The sequence below is a fragment of the Microbacterium sp. H37-C3 genome, assembly GCF_027157935.1.
Taxonomy (GTDB): domain Bacteria; phylum Actinomycetota; class Actinomycetes; order Actinomycetales; family Microbacteriaceae; genus Microbacterium; species Microbacterium plantarum.
In genome coordinates, this window is the sequence record NZ_JAPVLR010000004.1 from 231,165 (window position 1) to 246,137 (window position 14,973).

General features: G+C 70.0%; 15 protein-coding genes and 1 tRNA gene. 6 read left to right on the top strand and 10 right to left on the bottom strand.

The window, feature by feature from the left end; all coding sequences use genetic code 11:
• Positions 1-14 precede the first annotated feature (14 nt).
• The 5 genes from O1W71_RS12855 to O1W71_RS12875 form a co-directional block, all read right to left on the bottom strand.
• A complete protein-coding gene (locus O1W71_RS12855; protein ID WP_269268241.1) occupies positions 15-539 on the bottom strand; it encodes a hypothetical protein in 525 nt (174 codons plus the stop codon).
• Positions 536-1,000: a hypothetical protein gene (locus O1W71_RS12860; protein ID WP_269268242.1), complete on the bottom strand. Its 465-nt coding sequence runs from the start codon at positions 998-1,000 to the stop codon at positions 536-538. The genes O1W71_RS12855 and O1W71_RS12860 overlap by 4 nt, the downstream gene beginning before the upstream one ends.
• Positions 1,001-1,028: 28 nt before the next feature.
• Positions 1,029-1,508, bottom strand: coding sequence for a hypothetical protein (locus tag O1W71_RS12865; protein WP_269268243.1), 480 nt, complete (start codon positions 1,506-1,508; stop codon positions 1,029-1,031).
• The gene (locus tag O1W71_RS12870) at positions 1,505-2,068 is read right to left on the bottom strand and encodes a hypothetical protein (protein ID WP_269268244.1); all 564 of its coding nucleotides are present in this window, start codon (positions 2,066-2,068) and stop codon (positions 1,505-1,507) included. The genes O1W71_RS12865 and O1W71_RS12870 overlap by 4 nt, the downstream gene beginning before the upstream one ends.
• A gap of 707 nt (positions 2,069-2,775) precedes the next feature.
• Positions 2,776-2,866: transfer RNA gene (locus O1W71_RS12875), tRNA-Ser, on the bottom strand.
• A gap of 71 nt (positions 2,867-2,937) precedes the next feature.
• Between O1W71_RS12875 and O1W71_RS12880 the strand changes: the two genes are divergently transcribed.
• Positions 2,938-4,326 carry an MFS transporter gene (locus O1W71_RS12880; protein WP_269268245.1) on the top strand — a complete coding sequence of 463 codons (1,389 nt, stop codon included), beginning with the start codon at positions 2,938-2,940 and terminating at the stop codon, positions 4,324-4,326.
• 3 nt (positions 4,327-4,329) lie between these two features.
• On the opposite strand, the gene O1W71_RS12885 is transcribed toward O1W71_RS12880, so the two are convergent.
• The gene (locus O1W71_RS12885) at positions 4,330-5,181 is read right to left on the bottom strand and encodes a helix-turn-helix transcriptional regulator (protein WP_269268246.1); all 852 of its coding nucleotides are present in this window, start codon (positions 5,179-5,181) and stop codon (positions 4,330-4,332) included.
• 100 nt (positions 5,182-5,281) lie between these two features.
• Here O1W71_RS12885 and O1W71_RS12890 point away from each other — a divergent pair, with 100 nt between their 5' ends.
• The 3 genes from O1W71_RS12890 (at position 5,282) to radA (ending at position 8,577) form a co-directional block, all read left to right on the top strand.
• Complete coding sequence (locus O1W71_RS12890; protein WP_269268247.1) at positions 5,282-6,061, top strand: SDR family oxidoreductase; 780 nt, start codon at positions 5,282-5,284, stop codon at positions 6,059-6,061.
• A 32-nt stretch (positions 6,062-6,093) separates the two neighbouring features.
• Positions 6,094-7,050: an L-lactate dehydrogenase gene (locus O1W71_RS12895; protein ID WP_114588768.1), complete on the top strand. Its 957-nt coding sequence runs from the start codon at positions 6,094-6,096 to the stop codon at positions 7,048-7,050.
• A gap of 162 nt (positions 7,051-7,212) precedes the next feature.
• Positions 7,213-8,577 (top strand): DNA repair protein RadA, encoded by a 1,365-nt coding sequence (gene radA, locus O1W71_RS12900; protein WP_269268248.1) that lies wholly within the window; start codon positions 7,213-7,215, stop codon positions 8,575-8,577.
• A gap of 110 nt (positions 8,578-8,687) precedes the next feature.
• Here radA and O1W71_RS12905 read toward each other — a convergent pair whose 3' ends face one another.
• The 3 genes from O1W71_RS12905 to O1W71_RS12915 all read right to left on the bottom strand — a co-directional run bounded on the left by O1W71_RS12905 (position 8,688) and on the right by O1W71_RS12915 (position 10,557).
• Positions 8,688-9,095, bottom strand: a complete 408-nt coding sequence (locus tag O1W71_RS12905) for a dehydrogenase (RefSeq protein ID WP_112617665.1) — start codon at positions 9,093-9,095, stop codon at positions 8,688-8,690.
• A gap of 235 nt (positions 9,096-9,330) precedes the next feature.
• Positions 9,331-9,999, bottom strand: a complete 669-nt coding sequence (locus O1W71_RS12910) for a hypothetical protein (RefSeq protein ID WP_269268249.1) — start codon at positions 9,997-9,999, stop codon at positions 9,331-9,333.
• A gap of 45 nt (positions 10,000-10,044) precedes the next feature.
• Positions 10,045-10,557: an amino-acid N-acetyltransferase gene (locus O1W71_RS12915; protein ID WP_269268250.1), complete on the bottom strand. Its 513-nt coding sequence runs from the start codon at positions 10,555-10,557 to the stop codon at positions 10,045-10,047.
• 68 nt (positions 10,558-10,625) lie between these two features.
• Here O1W71_RS12915 and O1W71_RS12920 point away from each other — a divergent pair, with 68 nt between their 5' ends.
• Positions 10,626-13,145 (top strand): circularly permuted type 2 ATP-grasp protein, encoded by a 2,520-nt coding sequence (locus O1W71_RS12920; protein ID WP_112617663.1) that lies wholly within the window; start codon positions 10,626-10,628, stop codon positions 13,143-13,145.
• Positions 13,142-14,026, top strand: a complete 885-nt coding sequence (locus O1W71_RS12925; RefSeq protein ID WP_269268251.1) for a transglutaminase family protein — start codon at positions 13,142-13,144, stop codon at positions 14,024-14,026. Before O1W71_RS12920 ends, O1W71_RS12925 begins: the two co-directional genes overlap by 4 nt.
• A 149-nt stretch (positions 14,027-14,175) precedes the next feature.
• Here O1W71_RS12925 and O1W71_RS12930 read toward each other — a convergent pair whose 3' ends face one another.
• Positions 14,176-14,925 (bottom strand): gamma-glutamyl-gamma-aminobutyrate hydrolase family protein, encoded by a 750-nt coding sequence (locus O1W71_RS12930; protein ID WP_269268252.1) that lies wholly within the window; start codon positions 14,923-14,925, stop codon positions 14,176-14,178.
• Positions 14,926-14,973: the final 48 nt, after the last annotated feature.

Below are 14,973 nucleotides of genomic sequence, written 5' to 3' on the forward strand. Positions count from 1 at the left end.
GACGGGGGCTTCGGCTACTCCGCCGGCGGTTCCCCTTCACCGCACGCAGAGACGCCCAGCAGGGAGACGACCGTGCGGCCGTCCAGATCGATCACCTGGACATCGAGGATCATGCCGCTGGAGTGCTTCAATGCGATGGCAGGCACCGATACCTCGACCGTCTCGAACTCGCGGAACCCGTCACCCAGACGATCCGGGAGCGCTTCGATGAAGGCCGATCCGTTGAACCCCGCTTCGGGGGCAACGGTCCAGCGCGTCGAGTAGTAGAAGGAGTTTTCGGCGCACTCCAGGTAGGGCGAGTTGGACGGCAGGACCTCCGGGACCCCGCCGGGAACCTCATCCGCGACGCGCTGCATCATCGCGTCCGTATCAGCACGCACCTCATCGATCGTCGGCCGACCTGCCACGACACAACCAGTGATCGACGTCGCTGCCAACGCGAGTATCACCGAAAGCGCGACGCCTTTCGCGCGCCTCGAGGGCGGCATCTCGGAAGCGGCGTTTGCGCCGTACGGTGGTCTTTCCAGGTTGGGGATCATCTCGCCGGAGGCTGTCCTACCCCGCAGGGAGTCAGACCGAGCAGGTCGACAACGAGGCCTCCATCGACGTCGAGCACTATCACGTCGAGCAGGGCGCCGCTGACGTGATCCAGAGCGACGGCGGGCGACGTGATGTCCACCGTCTCAGCGACCACGAAGTCCTCGCTTAAGCGACCGGGAAGAGCCTCCACGAATGCCTCCCCGTCAAACCCGGGGCCCGGCGTGACCCCCCAACGAAGAGTGGCCCAGTACGTGTCGTCGCCGCACGCAACGTAAGACGGGTCAGGGGTGGCGACCTCCACAACCCCACCCGGAACCTCGTCCGCGATCTGCTGCATGACAGCCTCGGTCTCAGCCCGCACGTCTTCGAGCGTCGGTCGCTCCGCCACTGCACACCCCGACAGGGCCACGGCTGCCAGCACGCCGATGAGGGCGGCCGACGAGGTGCGCGTGGCTGTCATCAGCTCTCCGTTCGCAGGTGACACCCCATCACACTCCCTCAGGATCGCCATCACCGCACGGAGCGAGACCGAGAAGATCCACGACGATGTCTCCTTCAACTCCCAGTACCTTGACGTCGAAGACAGCCCCGCTGGCGTGATCAAAGGCCACGGCTGGGGACCTGATGTCCACCGTCTCGGCGATCACGAAATCAGAGCCAAGGCGGCCGGGGAGCGCATCGATGAATGCTTCGCCGTCGAAACCAGGCTGTGGAGCGACCGCCCAACGGTTGATGGAGTAATACCCACCGCCATCGCAAGCCAGGTAAGCCGAGTCGGGAGTTCGCACCTCGACGACACCTCCGGGGATCTCGTCCGCGATTCGTTGCATCGCTGCCTCGGTCTCAGCCCGTGCTTGTTCGAGCGTCGGTCGCCCTGCCATCGCGCACCCCGCCATCGTCATGCCTGCCAGCGTCAGAACTGCAGTGACCGACACTGCACGGGACCGCTTGATTGATTCGCTGCTCATTCGGTCGGCGGCTCGCCATCGCCGCATGGCGCGAGTCCAAGAAGATCGACAACAACAACACCGCCGACCGACTCAAGGACCACGACGTCGAGGGCCGCGCCGCTGACGTGGTTGAGGGCCACGGCCGGGGACTTGATGTCCACCACCTCGGCAACAACGAAGCCATCACCCAATCGCTCGGGCAACGCGTCGACGAACGCTTCACCGCCGAATCCGGGCGCTGGCGTGACAACCCAATGGTTGATCGAGTAATACCCGCCTCCGTCACAGGCCAAGTAGGCCGGATCAGGGGTACGTACCTCGACAACACCATCGGGAACCTCGTCCGCGATCTGCTGCAAGACGGCATGAGTCTCAGCCTTCGCCCGCTCGAGCGTCGGTCGCTCAGCCACTGCGCACCCCACCGTCGCGAAACCCACAAAAGCAAGAACAGCGACGATCGACATGCCCCGCGCGTGCCTCGTTTGTTCGCCACCTCCGCGAGCATGCATTCGGCCCGTCGCGACGATCGTGGTTGCCGACGAGCGACGCGTGTCGAAATGCACGGAAACGTCGGTCATGCCGCCCTCCTCAAGGCATCACCAGCCTATGAGCGCAGTCGACGAAGCGAATCGCACGAACGGATGAGAATTCTTCAACCACGGCGCGCCAGCGCGAAAGAAAAAGCCCCGGTCGCAGCTGGCGCTGCGCCGGGGCGGGTCGTCGACTTCAGGTCGGGCGATCCGAGCGCGGCCGCGACGGGCTCATCCGCCCGGCGATCAGTACTGCGATACCGATGAGAGCGACGACGCACGCCACTCCCATCACGACTGCATCGTGGGGCAGCATCGAGCAACCGATCGACGTGTCCTCGTAATCGCACGTCCGCCAGGGCTGTGCGAAGGAGAGAACTGTGACCAGACCGCCGGTGATCGCAAGCAGGCTCCCGAGCGCCATAAACCGACGCCGACGCCGCCCATGAGCACCGCCGTTCTTCGCACTCTCGACGAGGGAGCGACGGCTCACGGGCTTGTTTGGCATGGGACTTTCCTACCGCACCGGGCAGCCCCTCGCGGCTCTACCCGAAGGAAGATGCCGTCGGTCGCAGCTGGTGCGGCGCCGGGGGCGATTCGAGGGGGTCAGCCTCCCGCAGGCGGCTCGTCGCGGATTCGGCTTCGGTGCAGCGAGAAAAAATCACGAAGAGAACCGCGCCTTCCCCGGCGCCGCCAGCCCACCCTGACTGCGCCCGGTACATGCAGAAAACCCCCGGATAACCGGGGGTTTTCACTGGCGGTGACGGTGGGATTTGAACCCACGGTAGGGGGTTACCCTACACAACTTTTCGAGAGTTGCACCTTCGGCCGCTCGGACACGTCACCGCCGACCAGCTTACGACATCCGAGGCGATGCTGCGAACCACGGTGTCCCCGGCCCGGCGTAGCGTGGGTCTGTGACGCGATCATCGGACCCGCAGACAGCTCTCATCATCGCGATCGCGTCGCTCGCGTCGTCCGTCGCGTTCCTCGACAGCACGATCGTGAACGTCGCGCTCCCCGCGATCGAGCGCGAGCTCGGCGGCGGTCTCGCGACGCAGCAGTGGGCGGTCGACGCGTACCTGCTGACGCTGTCGTCGCTGATCCTCCTCGCGGGCTCGGTGAGCGACGCCTACGGGCGCCTCCTCGTGCTGCGCATCGGGTTGATCGGCTTCGGTGTCGCCTCGGTCGCGGTGGGACTCGCGCAGGATCCGGTCTTCCTCATCGCCGCGCGCGCCGTCCAGGGCGCGGCGGGCGCCTTCCTCGTGCCGAGCTCTCTCGCCCTCATCACGTCGCTCCTCCAGGGCCACGAACGCTCGCGCGCCATCGGGCTGTGGACGGCCTTCACGACCGGCGCCTCGCTCGTCGGCCCGCTCCTCGGCGGCCTCTTCGTCGACCTGCTGTCCTGGCGCTACGCGTTCCTCATCAACGTCCTCCCCGTCGCCGTCACCCTGTGGCTCGTGGCGCGGCTCCCCGTGCACGACGAGCGTCGGGCCAATGCGGGCATCGACTGGTTCGGCGCGGCCCTGTGCACGGCGGGCCTGGGCGGCATGGTCTTCGCGCTGATCGAGCAGCCGAACCTCGGCTGGACTTCTCCCGCGATCTGGATGCCGCTGACCGGCGGTGCCGTGATGTTCGCGGCCTTCCTGATTCGGCAGCGCACGTCGCGGCATCCGATCCTGCCCCTCGGGCTCTTCCGCGCGCGCAACTACTGGACCGGAAACCTCGCGACCCTGTTCGTCTACGCCGCCCTTTCGCTCAACGGCTTCGTCGTCGGCGTCTATCTGCAAGAGGGCGCCGGCCTCAGCGCGACGCTGGCCGGCCTCGCGAGCCTGCCGACGACGGTGTTGCTGATCGTGCTGAGCCCGTGGGCCGGCTCGCTCGCGGAACGCCTCGGCGGACGCCTGTTCATGACCGTCGGGCCCCTCGTCATGGCCGCCGGCGCGCTGATGCTGCTGTTCGTCGGCGAGAGCTTCGACTACTGGTGGCAGGTGCTGCCCGGCCTCGTCGTGTTCGGACTCGGACTCGGCGTGACCGTCTCGCCGCTGACCTCGACGATCCTCGGCGCGATCGACTCCGAGCGCTCGGGCATCGCCTCGGCGGTCAACAACGCCGTTGCGCGCGTCGCGGGCCTCGTGGTCATCGCCTTCCTCGCACCCATCGTGGGCGGCGCGCTCGACCTCGATGGATTCCACCGAGCAGCGATCGTCACCGCCGCGCTCATGGCCGCGGGCGGGCTCATCGCCTTCACCGGCATCCGGAACAGAGCACCCTCAGCTGCAGCAGCCCCGACCGCGCCTGACTGACGCTCAAGCCGGCGAGCGCTCCGCCGCGAGCGGCCCGAGCACCGACAGCATCCGCAGCTTCTCCGCCGCCTCCGACCCGGGCTCCGGGGTGAGGGTGAGGAGGGCTTGCGAGCGGTCCTCCGTGAACAGCACCTGGCAGTCGACCTCGATCTCGCCGACGGCCGGATGCACGACGACCTTGTGATCGGCGAAGCGCTCGGCGACCTCCTCGAGGTCCCAGAGCCGCGCGAACTCGGCGCTCCGCTCGCGCAGGTCATTGACCAGACGCGCGGCCCGCGACCCTGCGCCACCTCGGCCCGCGACGGCGCGCAGGTTCGCCACGATCGCCCGGCTCTGCCGGTCGTGATCGGATGCCGGGTACACCGCCCGCTCGCTGACGGGATGCACGAACCAGCACCAGGCACCGCTGCGTTCGGGTCCGATGCGCCGTTCACGCGCGCCGAACAGAGCCCGCGCGAGATCGTTCTGCGCGAGAGTCTCGTCGAGCTCGCTGATCACGAGCGCCGGAATGTCGTCGAGCCGATCGAGCACCCGCTGCAGCGCCGGCGCGACGTGATCGGCGGCTCCGGAACGCTCGGGCGGCGTGTGCCCAGCGAGGCGGTGCAGGTGGTCGCGCTCGGAACGCGAAAGCCGCAGTGCCCGCGTGAGCGAGGCGAGCATCTGCAGGCTCGGCTGCGGCCCGCGCTCCTGCTCGAGGCGCGTGTAGTAGTCGGCGCTCATCAGGGCGAGCTGCGCCACCTCTTCGCGTCGGAGCCCCGCCACACGGCGGCGCTCTCCGGACGGCAGCCCGACGTCCTCCGGATGCAGTCGCTCGCGGCGCGCGCGGAGGAATCGGGCGAGAGCGGCACGGTCCACGCATCCATTGTGAACGCGGCGACCCGCCCGAGCCAGGGACCGCCGCTCCCCCGTTCGGGCGTGCCTGGATGCACCAGGATGCCGCGACGAGAGTCGGGGCATGGACATCACCGGACGCACCATCTTCATCCCCGGCGCGACGAGCGGCATCGGCCGCGCGCTCGCCATCGCCCTCGCCGAGCGCGGCAACACGGTCATCGTCGGCGGGCGCCGTCGCGAGCTCATCGACGACCTCCGCTCGTCGCACCCGGGCATCGACGGCGTCGAGATCGACACATCGGATGCCGCATCCATCGGCCGTGCCGCCGCCGAGGTTCTGGAACGGCATCCCGATCTCGACGTGCTCGTCACGATGGCGGGCATCATGAACGCCGAGGACTGGACCTCTCCCGCGGGCTTCGTCGACAGCGCGGAACGCACCGTCACCACGAACCTGCTGGGACCGATCCGGCTGATCGGCGCGTTCATCGCGCACCTGCTGACACGCCCCGCCGCCACGATCATGACCGTCTCGTCGGGCCTGGCCTTCGCCCCGCTCGACGCCACCCCCAGCTACAACGCGACGAAGGCCGGGATCCACATGCTGAGCGAATCACTGCGACTGCAGTACGCAGGATCGCCGGTGTCGATCGTGGAGCTCGTGCCGCCCGCCGTGCAGACCGACCTCATGCCCGGTCACGCCGAGAACCCGCACGCACAGCCGCTCGACAAGTTCGTCGACGAGGTGATGTCGATCCTCGAGCGGGATGCCGACGTGGGCGAGGTGCTCGTCGAGCGCGTCGAGTTCCTGCGCCACGGCGAAGCGCGCGGCGACTACGCCGACGTCGTGCGCGCACTCAACGCGAGCGACCCGCACGCGGGGCAGCGAGGGGGCCGGTAGCGACTCTCATTCGCCCCTGCCAGACTGAGATCATGAGCGCGATCGAGAACTCCAAACTCACCGTCGTCGGCGCGGGCGCCGTCGGATCCAGCGTGGCCTACGCGGCCCTCATCCGGGGATCGGCCCGTCACGTGGCGCTTTACGACATCGCGACTGAGAAGACCGAGGCAGAGGTGCTCGACCTCGCGCACGGGGCACAGTTCACGGGTTCGAGCGACATCATCGGCGGCTCCGACATCTCGGTCGCCGAGGGCTCGCACGTCGTCGTCATCACCGCGGGCGCGAAGCAGAAACCCGGGCAGACGCGCACCGAGCTGGCGGGCGTGAACGCGGGCATCATCGCCTCGATGATGCCGCAGCTGCTCGACGTCGCCCCCAACGCGACCTTCGTCATCGTGACCAACCCCTGCGACGTGCTCACCGTCCTGGCGCACGAGGCCACCGACCTGCCGCCCGAGCGCATCTTCGCCTCCGGTACCGTGCTCGACACCTCGCGCCTGCGCTGGAAGATCGCGCGTCGCGCCGGCGTCTCGATCTCGAGCGTGCACGCGTACATCGTCGGCGAGCACGGCGACACCGAGTTCCCGCTGTGGTCGCACGCCACCATCGGCACGGTGCCGATCCTCGACTGGGTGCCGCTCGACGGTCAGCCCAAGTTCACGAAGGAGGAGCTCGACCAGATCGCCATCGACGTCCGCGACGCCGCTTATAAGGTGATCCAGGGCAAGGGCGCGACGAACTACGCCATCGGCCTCTCGAGCGCGCGCATCGTCGAGGCGATCCTGCGTGACGAGGATGCCGTGCTGCCCGTCTCCACGGTGCTGCGCGACTTCCACGGAGTCGACGGCATGGCGCTGTCGGTGCCGTCGGTCGTCAACCGCCGGGGCGCGTTCCCGGTGCGGGAGATCGAGTTCTCCGAGCGCGAGCTCGAGCTGTTCCAGCACTCGGCCGCGGCGCTCAGCGAGGTCGCGACCTCCCTGCGCGGCTGATCAGTCGGTACGCCGATACATCCGTCGGACCGGCGGTGCTGGTGTCGTCCCGGAGCCCCGGGAAGACGACATCCGCACCACCGGTCCGACAGTTGTATCGGGGCGAGGCTCGCGAGGGGCCGGTGGCCGAGGGATGTCGGAGGTCGCGCCTACCCTGGACGCATGGCCTCTCGACGTCCCGCCGCCACCTCGGCCTTCAAGTGCACCGAGTGCGGGTGGACGACGGCCAAATGGGTCGGCCGATGCGGTGAGTGCCAGCAGTGGGGCACGGTCGTCGAGGCGGCGACACAGACCGGCATCACGTCGACCGTCACGGCGGTGAGCCCCGGCGCTGCCCGCGCCGCTCGTCCGATCACCGAGATCGACACGACCGAGGCGCCTCGACGTTCGAGCGGCGTCGGCGAGTTCGACCGCGTGCTGGGCGGTGGCGTCGTACCCGGGGCGGCGATCCTGCTGTCGGGCGAGCCGGGCGTCGGAAAGTCGACCCTGCTCCTCGAGGTCGCCGCGCAGTCCGCCCGCTCGGGTCGGCGAGTGCTGTACGTCAGCGCGGAGGAATCGCTCGGCCAGGTCCGCCTGCGGGCCGAGCGCACCGGCGCGCTGCACGATGCCCTCTACCTCGCGAGCGAGACCGACCTCGCCACGGTGCTCGGCCACGTCGACGAGGTGCGTCCCGACCTCCTCATCGTCGACTCGGTGCAGACGGTGTCGTCGTCGCTGTCCGACGGGGTCGCGGGCCAGCCGAGCCAGGTGCGAGAGGTCGCGTCGACGCTCATCCGCGTCGCGAAGGAGCGTGACCTCCCCGTCCTCATTGTCGGACACGTCACGAAGGACGGGTCGATCGCCGGCCCCCGGGTGCTCGAGCACCTCGTCGACGTCGTCTGCCACTTCGAGGGCGACCGCCAGACCTCGCTCCGGTTCGTCCGAGCGCTGAAGAACCGCTTCGGGCCGACGGATGAGGTCGGATGCTTCGACATGACGGGCGACGGCATCGCGGAGGTGCCCGATCCGAGCGCCCTGTTCCTCGGGCACGGCGACCCCGTGCCGGGCACGTGCGTCACGATCGCGCTCGAGGGGCGTCGTGCCCTGCCGGTCGAAGTTCAGGCGCTGACCCTCAAGACCGGCGCCCCTAACCCTCGACGTGTCGTCAGCGGAGTGGACAGCGCGCGCGTCGCGATGATCCTCGCCGTGCTCGAGAAGCGCGGCGTCGCCGTCACGAGCGACCAGGACGTCTACGTCTCCACTGTGGGAGGTGTGCGCCTCGTCGAGCCTGCCGCAGACCTCGCCATCGGCATCGCCATCGCGGGCGCCGTCGGCGGCAGGGCCGTATCGCGACAGGTGGCGGCCTTCGGCGAACTCAGCCTCGCCGGAGAGATCCGCCCGGTCACCCAGTCGAGCCAGCGACAGTCCGAAGCGAAGCGCATGGGCTACACCGCCGTGGTGGATGCCTCATCCCGCACCATCGGCGGAGCCATGCGCGATCTACAGGTGCGCCAGCCCGCAGCATCCGCCGCCGACGCCGGCTTCTGACCCGCCCACCCCGACTCACCTGGACTCACCTGGCAGTTCACGCCCCCACCCACGCGCCGAGGGGGCACCACCTGCCAACCCAAACCACGAGCCCGAGCCCGAGCCCGAGGTCAGGCGTCGAGGGCGGCGATCACGTCCTGAGGGGCAGCCTGCATCGGGTGCGGGCCGGCGATGTCGAAGAACACGGTGCTGATCTCGGCCTCGTGCACGCCGAGGAAGGCGCGCAGGCCCCCGGGCGACTGCAACGCCACGTGGGCGGGAAGCGCCTCCGGCTTGTGCGCCGCATCGCTGAACAGCAGCAGCGCGACATCGCCGGTGTTCGGATCGCGATACGTCCAGATCTCACCGACGTCGCGCGGATCGTCACGGTTCCCGGGTCGCATGAGCGGCACCACCGTCGGACCGTGCCGCAACGCGAATGCGAGGGCAGCCATGTCTTGCGTCTGCAGGGCGTCTGCGAGCTGCGGGTTGCGGAACTCGGGCACCGGCTTCTTCGCGCCGCGCTTCTTTCCAGCCATCACCTCAGCCTAGAGAGAGAAGGGGCCCTCTCGAACTCTTCATTGGGGACTGAGGAAATCGAGAGGGCCCATCGCTCACCCGAGGTGGGGATCCGTCGTCGCGATTCTGGGGGGTTTCGCGACTACTCGCTGCTGGGGACAGCGGGGGCCCTCGGGGAACTGCATCCAGGTTACGGCCGAGCTCGCCACCTGTCGCCCTCTCTCCGGTGAGAAAAGTCTCACGTCGGTGAACGCGTCAGCGCAGCACGAACTGTCGTTCCTGTTGCGCTGCGAGCCCACCGATCTCGACCGCCAGGTTGAAGTAGCCCGCGGGCGCGGCCGGACGCTCCGCGTCGCACGTGTCGACCGACGAGCGGGTGCGGTCCCAGGTGATCGGAGTCACGCTCGACACCGTCTGGCCGGGGTCGATCTGCACGACCTGATCGCTCGACTCGCTCTGGCAGTCCGTCGAGCGCCACCACACGTCGGGTCCGCTCGCGACCGTGAGCTTCTGCGTCGCCGTGCCCACATTGAGCAGGCAGGGAGCCGAGCCGGAGTTCGTCAGCGAGATCGACAGCTGCGGCAGTTCGCCGGCTCCGTAGGACTCCTTGTCGGTGACCGCCGAGACCTGGACCGACCGAGCGGAGCACGCCTCGACCTCGGCCGGCGTCGCGTCCGACGACGGCTGCGGCGCACTGGGGGATGCCGCGGGCGTGGGCTGATCCGCGGGCGGTGACGCCGGTGCCTCACCGGCATCCGACGACGCAGCCGGAGCGGGAGTGCTGTCCGCTGCCGATCCCTCCCACGGCCGCCAGAACGCGAGCACGACAGCGGCGATGAGCACCAGCACGACGAGCAGCAGCACGAGACGTCGCCGGCGGTAGACCGCGGGCGAATGACGGCGTCGGGGCGGCGTGTCGGTCATGAAGCCAGGGTAGGCCGCAGGTCGGATGCCGCCCCGGCGGCACGCCTACAGGTGCTTGAGCATCCGGGTGTTGCCCAGGGTGTTCGGCTTGACGTGCGCGAGGTCGAGGAACTCGGCGATGCCCTCATCGGGGCTTCGCAGCAGCTGCGAGTACACATCGGCGTCGACGATCTGCTCGCCGATCGCCTCGAACCCGCGCCGCGCGAAGAAGTCGACCTCGAAGGTGAGGCAGAACAGGCGCGAGAGACCGAGCTCGCGAGCGCCCTGCTCGAGCCGGTCGACGATGGCGCCGCCCACCCCACGGTGCAGCCACTCGTCCACGACGATGAGGGTGCGCACCTCGCCGAGGTCCTCCCACATGACGTGAAGGGCGCCGCATCCGATCAGCTGCCCGTCGGCCTCGGCGACGACGAACTCCTGCACCGACTCGTAGAGCACCACGAGGTCTTTGCCAAGCAGGATTCGTCGCTGCACCCAGGGGTCGAGCATCTCGCGGATGCCGCGGACGTCGCTCGCCTTCGCGGGGCGGACGACGAAGGCCGGGTCGTCTGAGCTCACGCCTCAACGATAGTCCGCGCCGGTAAGGTTGCCTCAGCCCGAGATCCCTCCCGCCTTGGAGTGCCGACGTGAGCGTGCTCCGTGATTACGCCGCCGCAGTGTCCCAGCCGACACTGCCTCTGTCGTCGCTTCCCCACGGCCCGGCCGACCTCTCGCGGTACGACGAGGTGGTCGATGCCGACGGCGGCCTCCGCCCCGCGTGGCAGTCGCTCGCCGGCCTCGCGCTGGCCCTGACGCCGTCCGAACTGTCGCGCGTCGAGGGAGAGATCACCCGCTTCCTCGCCGACGACGGTGTGACCTACGTCCGGCCCGACAGCGGCGCCCAGCCCTGGCAGCTCGACCCCGTTCCGCTCGTCGTCGACGCGGCCAGCTGGGCCCCGCTCGAGACGGGCCTCGCGCAGCGCGCCGAGCTGCTGAACGCCGTCCTCGCCGACCTCTACGGACCGCAGACCCTGCTCTCGTCGGGGATCGTCCCCGCCGCCGCGGTGCTCGGTCACGCGGGATTCCTCCGCCCCCTCGCGCGAGCGACCGCGGCCGACCGGCATCCGCTGCTGCTGTCGGGCACCGACCTCGGCCGCGACGCCGACGGCGAATGGCGGGTGCTCGCCGACCGCGTGCAGGCCCCGTCTGGGCTCGGGTTCGCGATGGAGAACCGCCGCGTCATCTCGCAGGTGCTGCCCGACCTGTACCAGCAGAGCGATCCGCACCGCATGGAGCCCTATTTCTCGGCGCTGCATGCGACGCTCGCCGCGTCGGCACCCGAGGGCGTTACCGAGCCGCGCGTGGTCGTCCTGACGCCGGGGCCGCACTCCGAGACCGCGTTCGACCAGGCCTTCCTCGCGCGGGGCCTGGGCCTGTCGCTCGTGCAGGGCAGCGACCTCGTCGTGCGCCGCGGGCGGGTGTGGATGAAGCCCACCGGCTGGCCCCGCCGCGAACCGACCGAGCAGGTCGATGTCATCCTGCGCCGCGTCGACGCGGAATGGTGCGACCCCCTCGAGCTGCGGTCCGACTCGCGCCTGGGTGTCGCGGGCCTCACCGAGGCGGTGCGCCGCGGAACCGTGCGACTGGTCAACGGGCTCGGGGCGGGCGTCCTCGAGAATCCGGCGCTCCTGCCCTACCTCCCGGCCGCATGCGAAGCCCTGCTCGGGGAACAGCTCCGCCTCTCGGCGGTCCCGACGTGGTGGTGCGGCGACGAGGCGGCGCGCGCCGTCGTGCTCGAACGCGTCCGCGCGGGCGATGACTCCGTGCTCGTGCGTACGCTCGATGGCTCACGCCGGGATCTCACGGGGCTGGATGCCGCGGCCATCGCCGACCGCATCGAGGCGAACCCGCACCGATACGTCGGTCAGGAGCTGCTGCCCCTCTCGCAGGCCCCGGTCTGGACCGGCGAGGGCGCGCGTGCCCGGGCTCTGATCTTCCGCGCGTTCACCCTGCGCCATGGCTCGGCCTATCGTCCGCTTCTGGGCGGCCTCGCCACGGTGCGCGAGAGCCCCGACGCAGCCCCGACCACGAAGGACGTCTGGGTACTGAAGGCCGCCGAGGGCGACGCGGACCAGGGCCTCGTCGAGATCGGTCCGCTCCCGGGCGGCCGCAGTGCTCCGAGCATCGCGCCGCGCGCCCTGGACGACATGTTCTGGTCGGGGCGATACGCCGAACGGGCCGAAGACCTGCTGCGGCTCGTGCTCACGGCGCAGCAGCAGCTCGACCTCGCCGGGGCCGGCCGCGCCAGCCACACGAGCGCCCGCGTCCTGCGCGACGCCATCCACCGACTCGCCGGCCCGGGACCGGATGCCGCTGACGCCGACTTCCGGTCGCTGCTGCTCGACTCGGCTCGGGTCGGGTCGACCGCCCACGCGCTCAGCCGACTGCGCGACGCGCTCGACGGTGTCCGCGACCAGCTGTCCGGCGACACGTGGCGCGTCTTCGCCGGCATCGAACGCGCCTCCCGCGCCCTGCGGGCGTCGCCGCACGCCCACCGCACGGCCGAGTCGGCGGGACGCATGCTCACGGTCGTGCTGTCGCTGCAGGGCGTGACCGCCAACATGATGCGCGACACCGGCTGGCACTTCATCGAGGCGGGACGCTTCCTCGAGCGCGCACTTCAGGTGTGCCACATCCTGCGGGTCGTCGTCGACCGCCGCGACGCGCGCACCGAGCGGGCCGTGCTCGAGGCGCTGCTCACCGCGTCGGAGAGCATCGTCACCCACCGGCGCCGGTTCCGTGGCGCGGTGCGCCTCGGCGACGTGCTCGACCTGCTGCTGCGCGACCCCGACAATCCTCGCTCACTCGCGTTCTGCCTCGCCGAGCTGCGCACACACCTTGCCGCAGCCCCCGCGTCGACGGGGTCGACACGCCCCGAACGCCTGGTCGACGACCTCGAGAACCTCGTCGGGGCGATCGACACGGATGCACTGGGGGATGCCGTCGACGGCATCCGATCGCCTCTCGCCGAGCTGCTCGACGACCTCACGGCGCAGCTCGAACAGCTGGGCGACGCGATCGACGAGCTGCACTTCGAGAGCGGACCGCCCCCGGTCGCGCTGTCGTCGCTCGCCCTCATCGAGGAACTGATGGAGGCTCGCGCGTGAAGCAGTACCGCGTCTGGCATCGCACCGCCTACACCTACAGCGATCCCGTCGAAGACAGCGTCGGGCAGTTCCACCTGATCCCTCGCGAGCTGCCCGGGCAGCGGGTGCGCGAGGCGGAGGTCGTCGTCTCCCCCGCCCCGGGTGACATGCGTCGCGACTCCGACTACTTCGGCAACTGGTCGACGTACTTCCACGTCACCGACGCGCATGAGGCGCTGTCGATCGAGGCGTCGAGCGAGGTCGCGGTCACCGCTCCCGAGTACGACGCCGCTGCGCTCGCGCTTTCCTGGGAGACGGCGCGGCCGCTGCGGCATCCCGACCAGGAGGGAGCGTGGCGCGCGGCGGAGTTCGCGATGCCCTCGCCCCGCGTCGCGCAGTCGGAGGCCACCGCCGCCTACGGCGCGATCTCGCTCACCCCGGGGCGCCCGATCGGCGAAGCCGCGACCGACCTGATGCACCGCATCTACACCGACTTCGACTACGACAGCACCGCGACCACCGTCACCAGCACCGTCGCCGATGCGCTCGAGAAGCGGGCCGGCGTCTGCCAGGACTTCGCTCACGTCGCCCTCGCGTGCCTGCGCTCGCACGGCGTCGCGGCCCGTTACGTCTCGGGTTACCTCGCGACGCAGCCACCGCCCGGCAAGGAGCGGGTCTTCGGCGCCGACGCCTCGCACGCGTGGCTCGCGGTCTGGCTCCCGGGCACCGACCAGTGGCTCGCGATCGATCCGACGAACGACCAGTGGGCCAACGACCGCTACGTCACGGTCGCCTGGGGCCGGGATTACGGCGACGTCTCGCCCGTCAAGGGCATCATCTTCACCGAGGCGAAGACCTCGACCCTGCGCGTCTCGGTCGATGTCGCCCCGCTCGAGCCCTGACCCGGCGGGCGAGCTGCGCGCGCCGTGCGCGGATGCAAGGGATCAGCGGCGACACCCCGGGTCGAGGCATCCATCTCCGGGGTGTCGGCCACGATCGCTTGCATCCCGGCACGCCGGCGGACGCCGACCGACCACGGATGCCGGCGGGATCAGCGGCGTGCGGCGTACTCCGTCGCGGCGGCGACGAGGCCGAGGAAGAGCCGGCGGTCGGCGGCATCCTCCTCGGGATGCCACTGCACCGCCACGAGGAAATCCGAGCCCGGCGACTCGATGGCCTGCGGCAGCCCCTCGCCGCTGCGGGCCGAGACCACGAGGTCGTCGCCGAGTCGGTCGATGCCCTGGTGATGGTAGCTGCTCACGGTGAGCGAACCCGTGCCGACGAGCTCCGACAGCATCGTGCCGGCCGACACCGAGACCTCGTTCCGCGCGAAGACACCGCCGCCGAGCTGGTACCGGTCGGTGCGCAGCACGTCCGGAAGGTGTTGATGGAGCGTGCCGCCCGCGGTGACGTTGATGAGCTGCAATCCGCGGCAGATGCCGAGGACCGGGATGCCGCGCTCGCGGGCACCCCGCAGCAGAGCGAGCTCCCAGTCGTCGCGGTCAGGCCGCGCCGGATCCGTCGAGGGATGCCGCGCGGCCCCATACAGCTCGGGCTGCACGTCGAGGCCGCCCGTGAGCACGAGCCCGTCGAGCCGGTCGAGCACGACGTCGGCGGCGGGCCCCGGCGAGGGCTGCGGCGGCAGCAGTACCGCCGCGCCGCCCGAGGACGCGACCCGGTCGAAGTACTGCTGCGGCAGGAAGCTCGCCCGCACGTCCCACACCCCCTGCTGCGCGCGCTCGAGATAGGTCGTCAAGCCGATGACGGGTCGGGGCGCCGTCGTCGCGTCTTCGCTGCTCACGCGCCGATCGTAGAGCCGTCGTGTTTCACGCCGATCACACGCCGGAGC

Excerpts from the sequence above, each read along its gene's own strand:
- O1W71_RS12855 (WP_269268241.1), bottom strand. The coding sequence starts at position 539 with ATGATCCCCAACCTGGAAAGACCACCGTACGGCGCAAACGCCGCTTCC.
- O1W71_RS12860 (WP_269268242.1), bottom strand. The coding sequence starts at position 1,000 with ATGACAGCCACGCGCACCTCGTCGGCCGCCCTCATCGGCGTGCTGGCA.
- O1W71_RS12865 (WP_269268243.1), bottom strand. The coding sequence starts at position 1,508 with ATGAGCAGCGAATCAATCAAGCGGTCCCGTGCAGTGTCGGTCACTGCA.
- O1W71_RS12870 (WP_269268244.1), bottom strand. The coding sequence starts at position 2,068 with ATGACCGACGTTTCCGTGCATTTCGACACGCGTCGCTCGTCGGCAACC.
- O1W71_RS12890 (WP_269268247.1), top strand. The coding sequence starts at position 5,282 with ATGGACATCACCGGACGCACCATCTTCATCCCCGGCGCGACGAGCGGC.
- O1W71_RS12895 (WP_114588768.1), top strand. The coding sequence starts at position 6,094 with ATGAGCGCGATCGAGAACTCCAAACTCACCGTCGTCGGCGCGGGCGCC.
- radA (WP_269268248.1), top strand. The coding sequence starts at position 7,213 with ATGGCCTCTCGACGTCCCGCCGCCACCTCGGCCTTCAAGTGCACCGAG.
- O1W71_RS12905 (WP_112617665.1), bottom strand. The coding sequence starts at position 9,095 with ATGGCTGGAAAGAAGCGCGGCGCGAAGAAGCCGGTGCCCGAGTTCCGC.
- O1W71_RS12910 (WP_269268249.1), bottom strand. The coding sequence starts at position 9,999 with ATGACCGACACGCCGCCCCGACGCCGTCATTCGCCCGCGGTCTACCGC.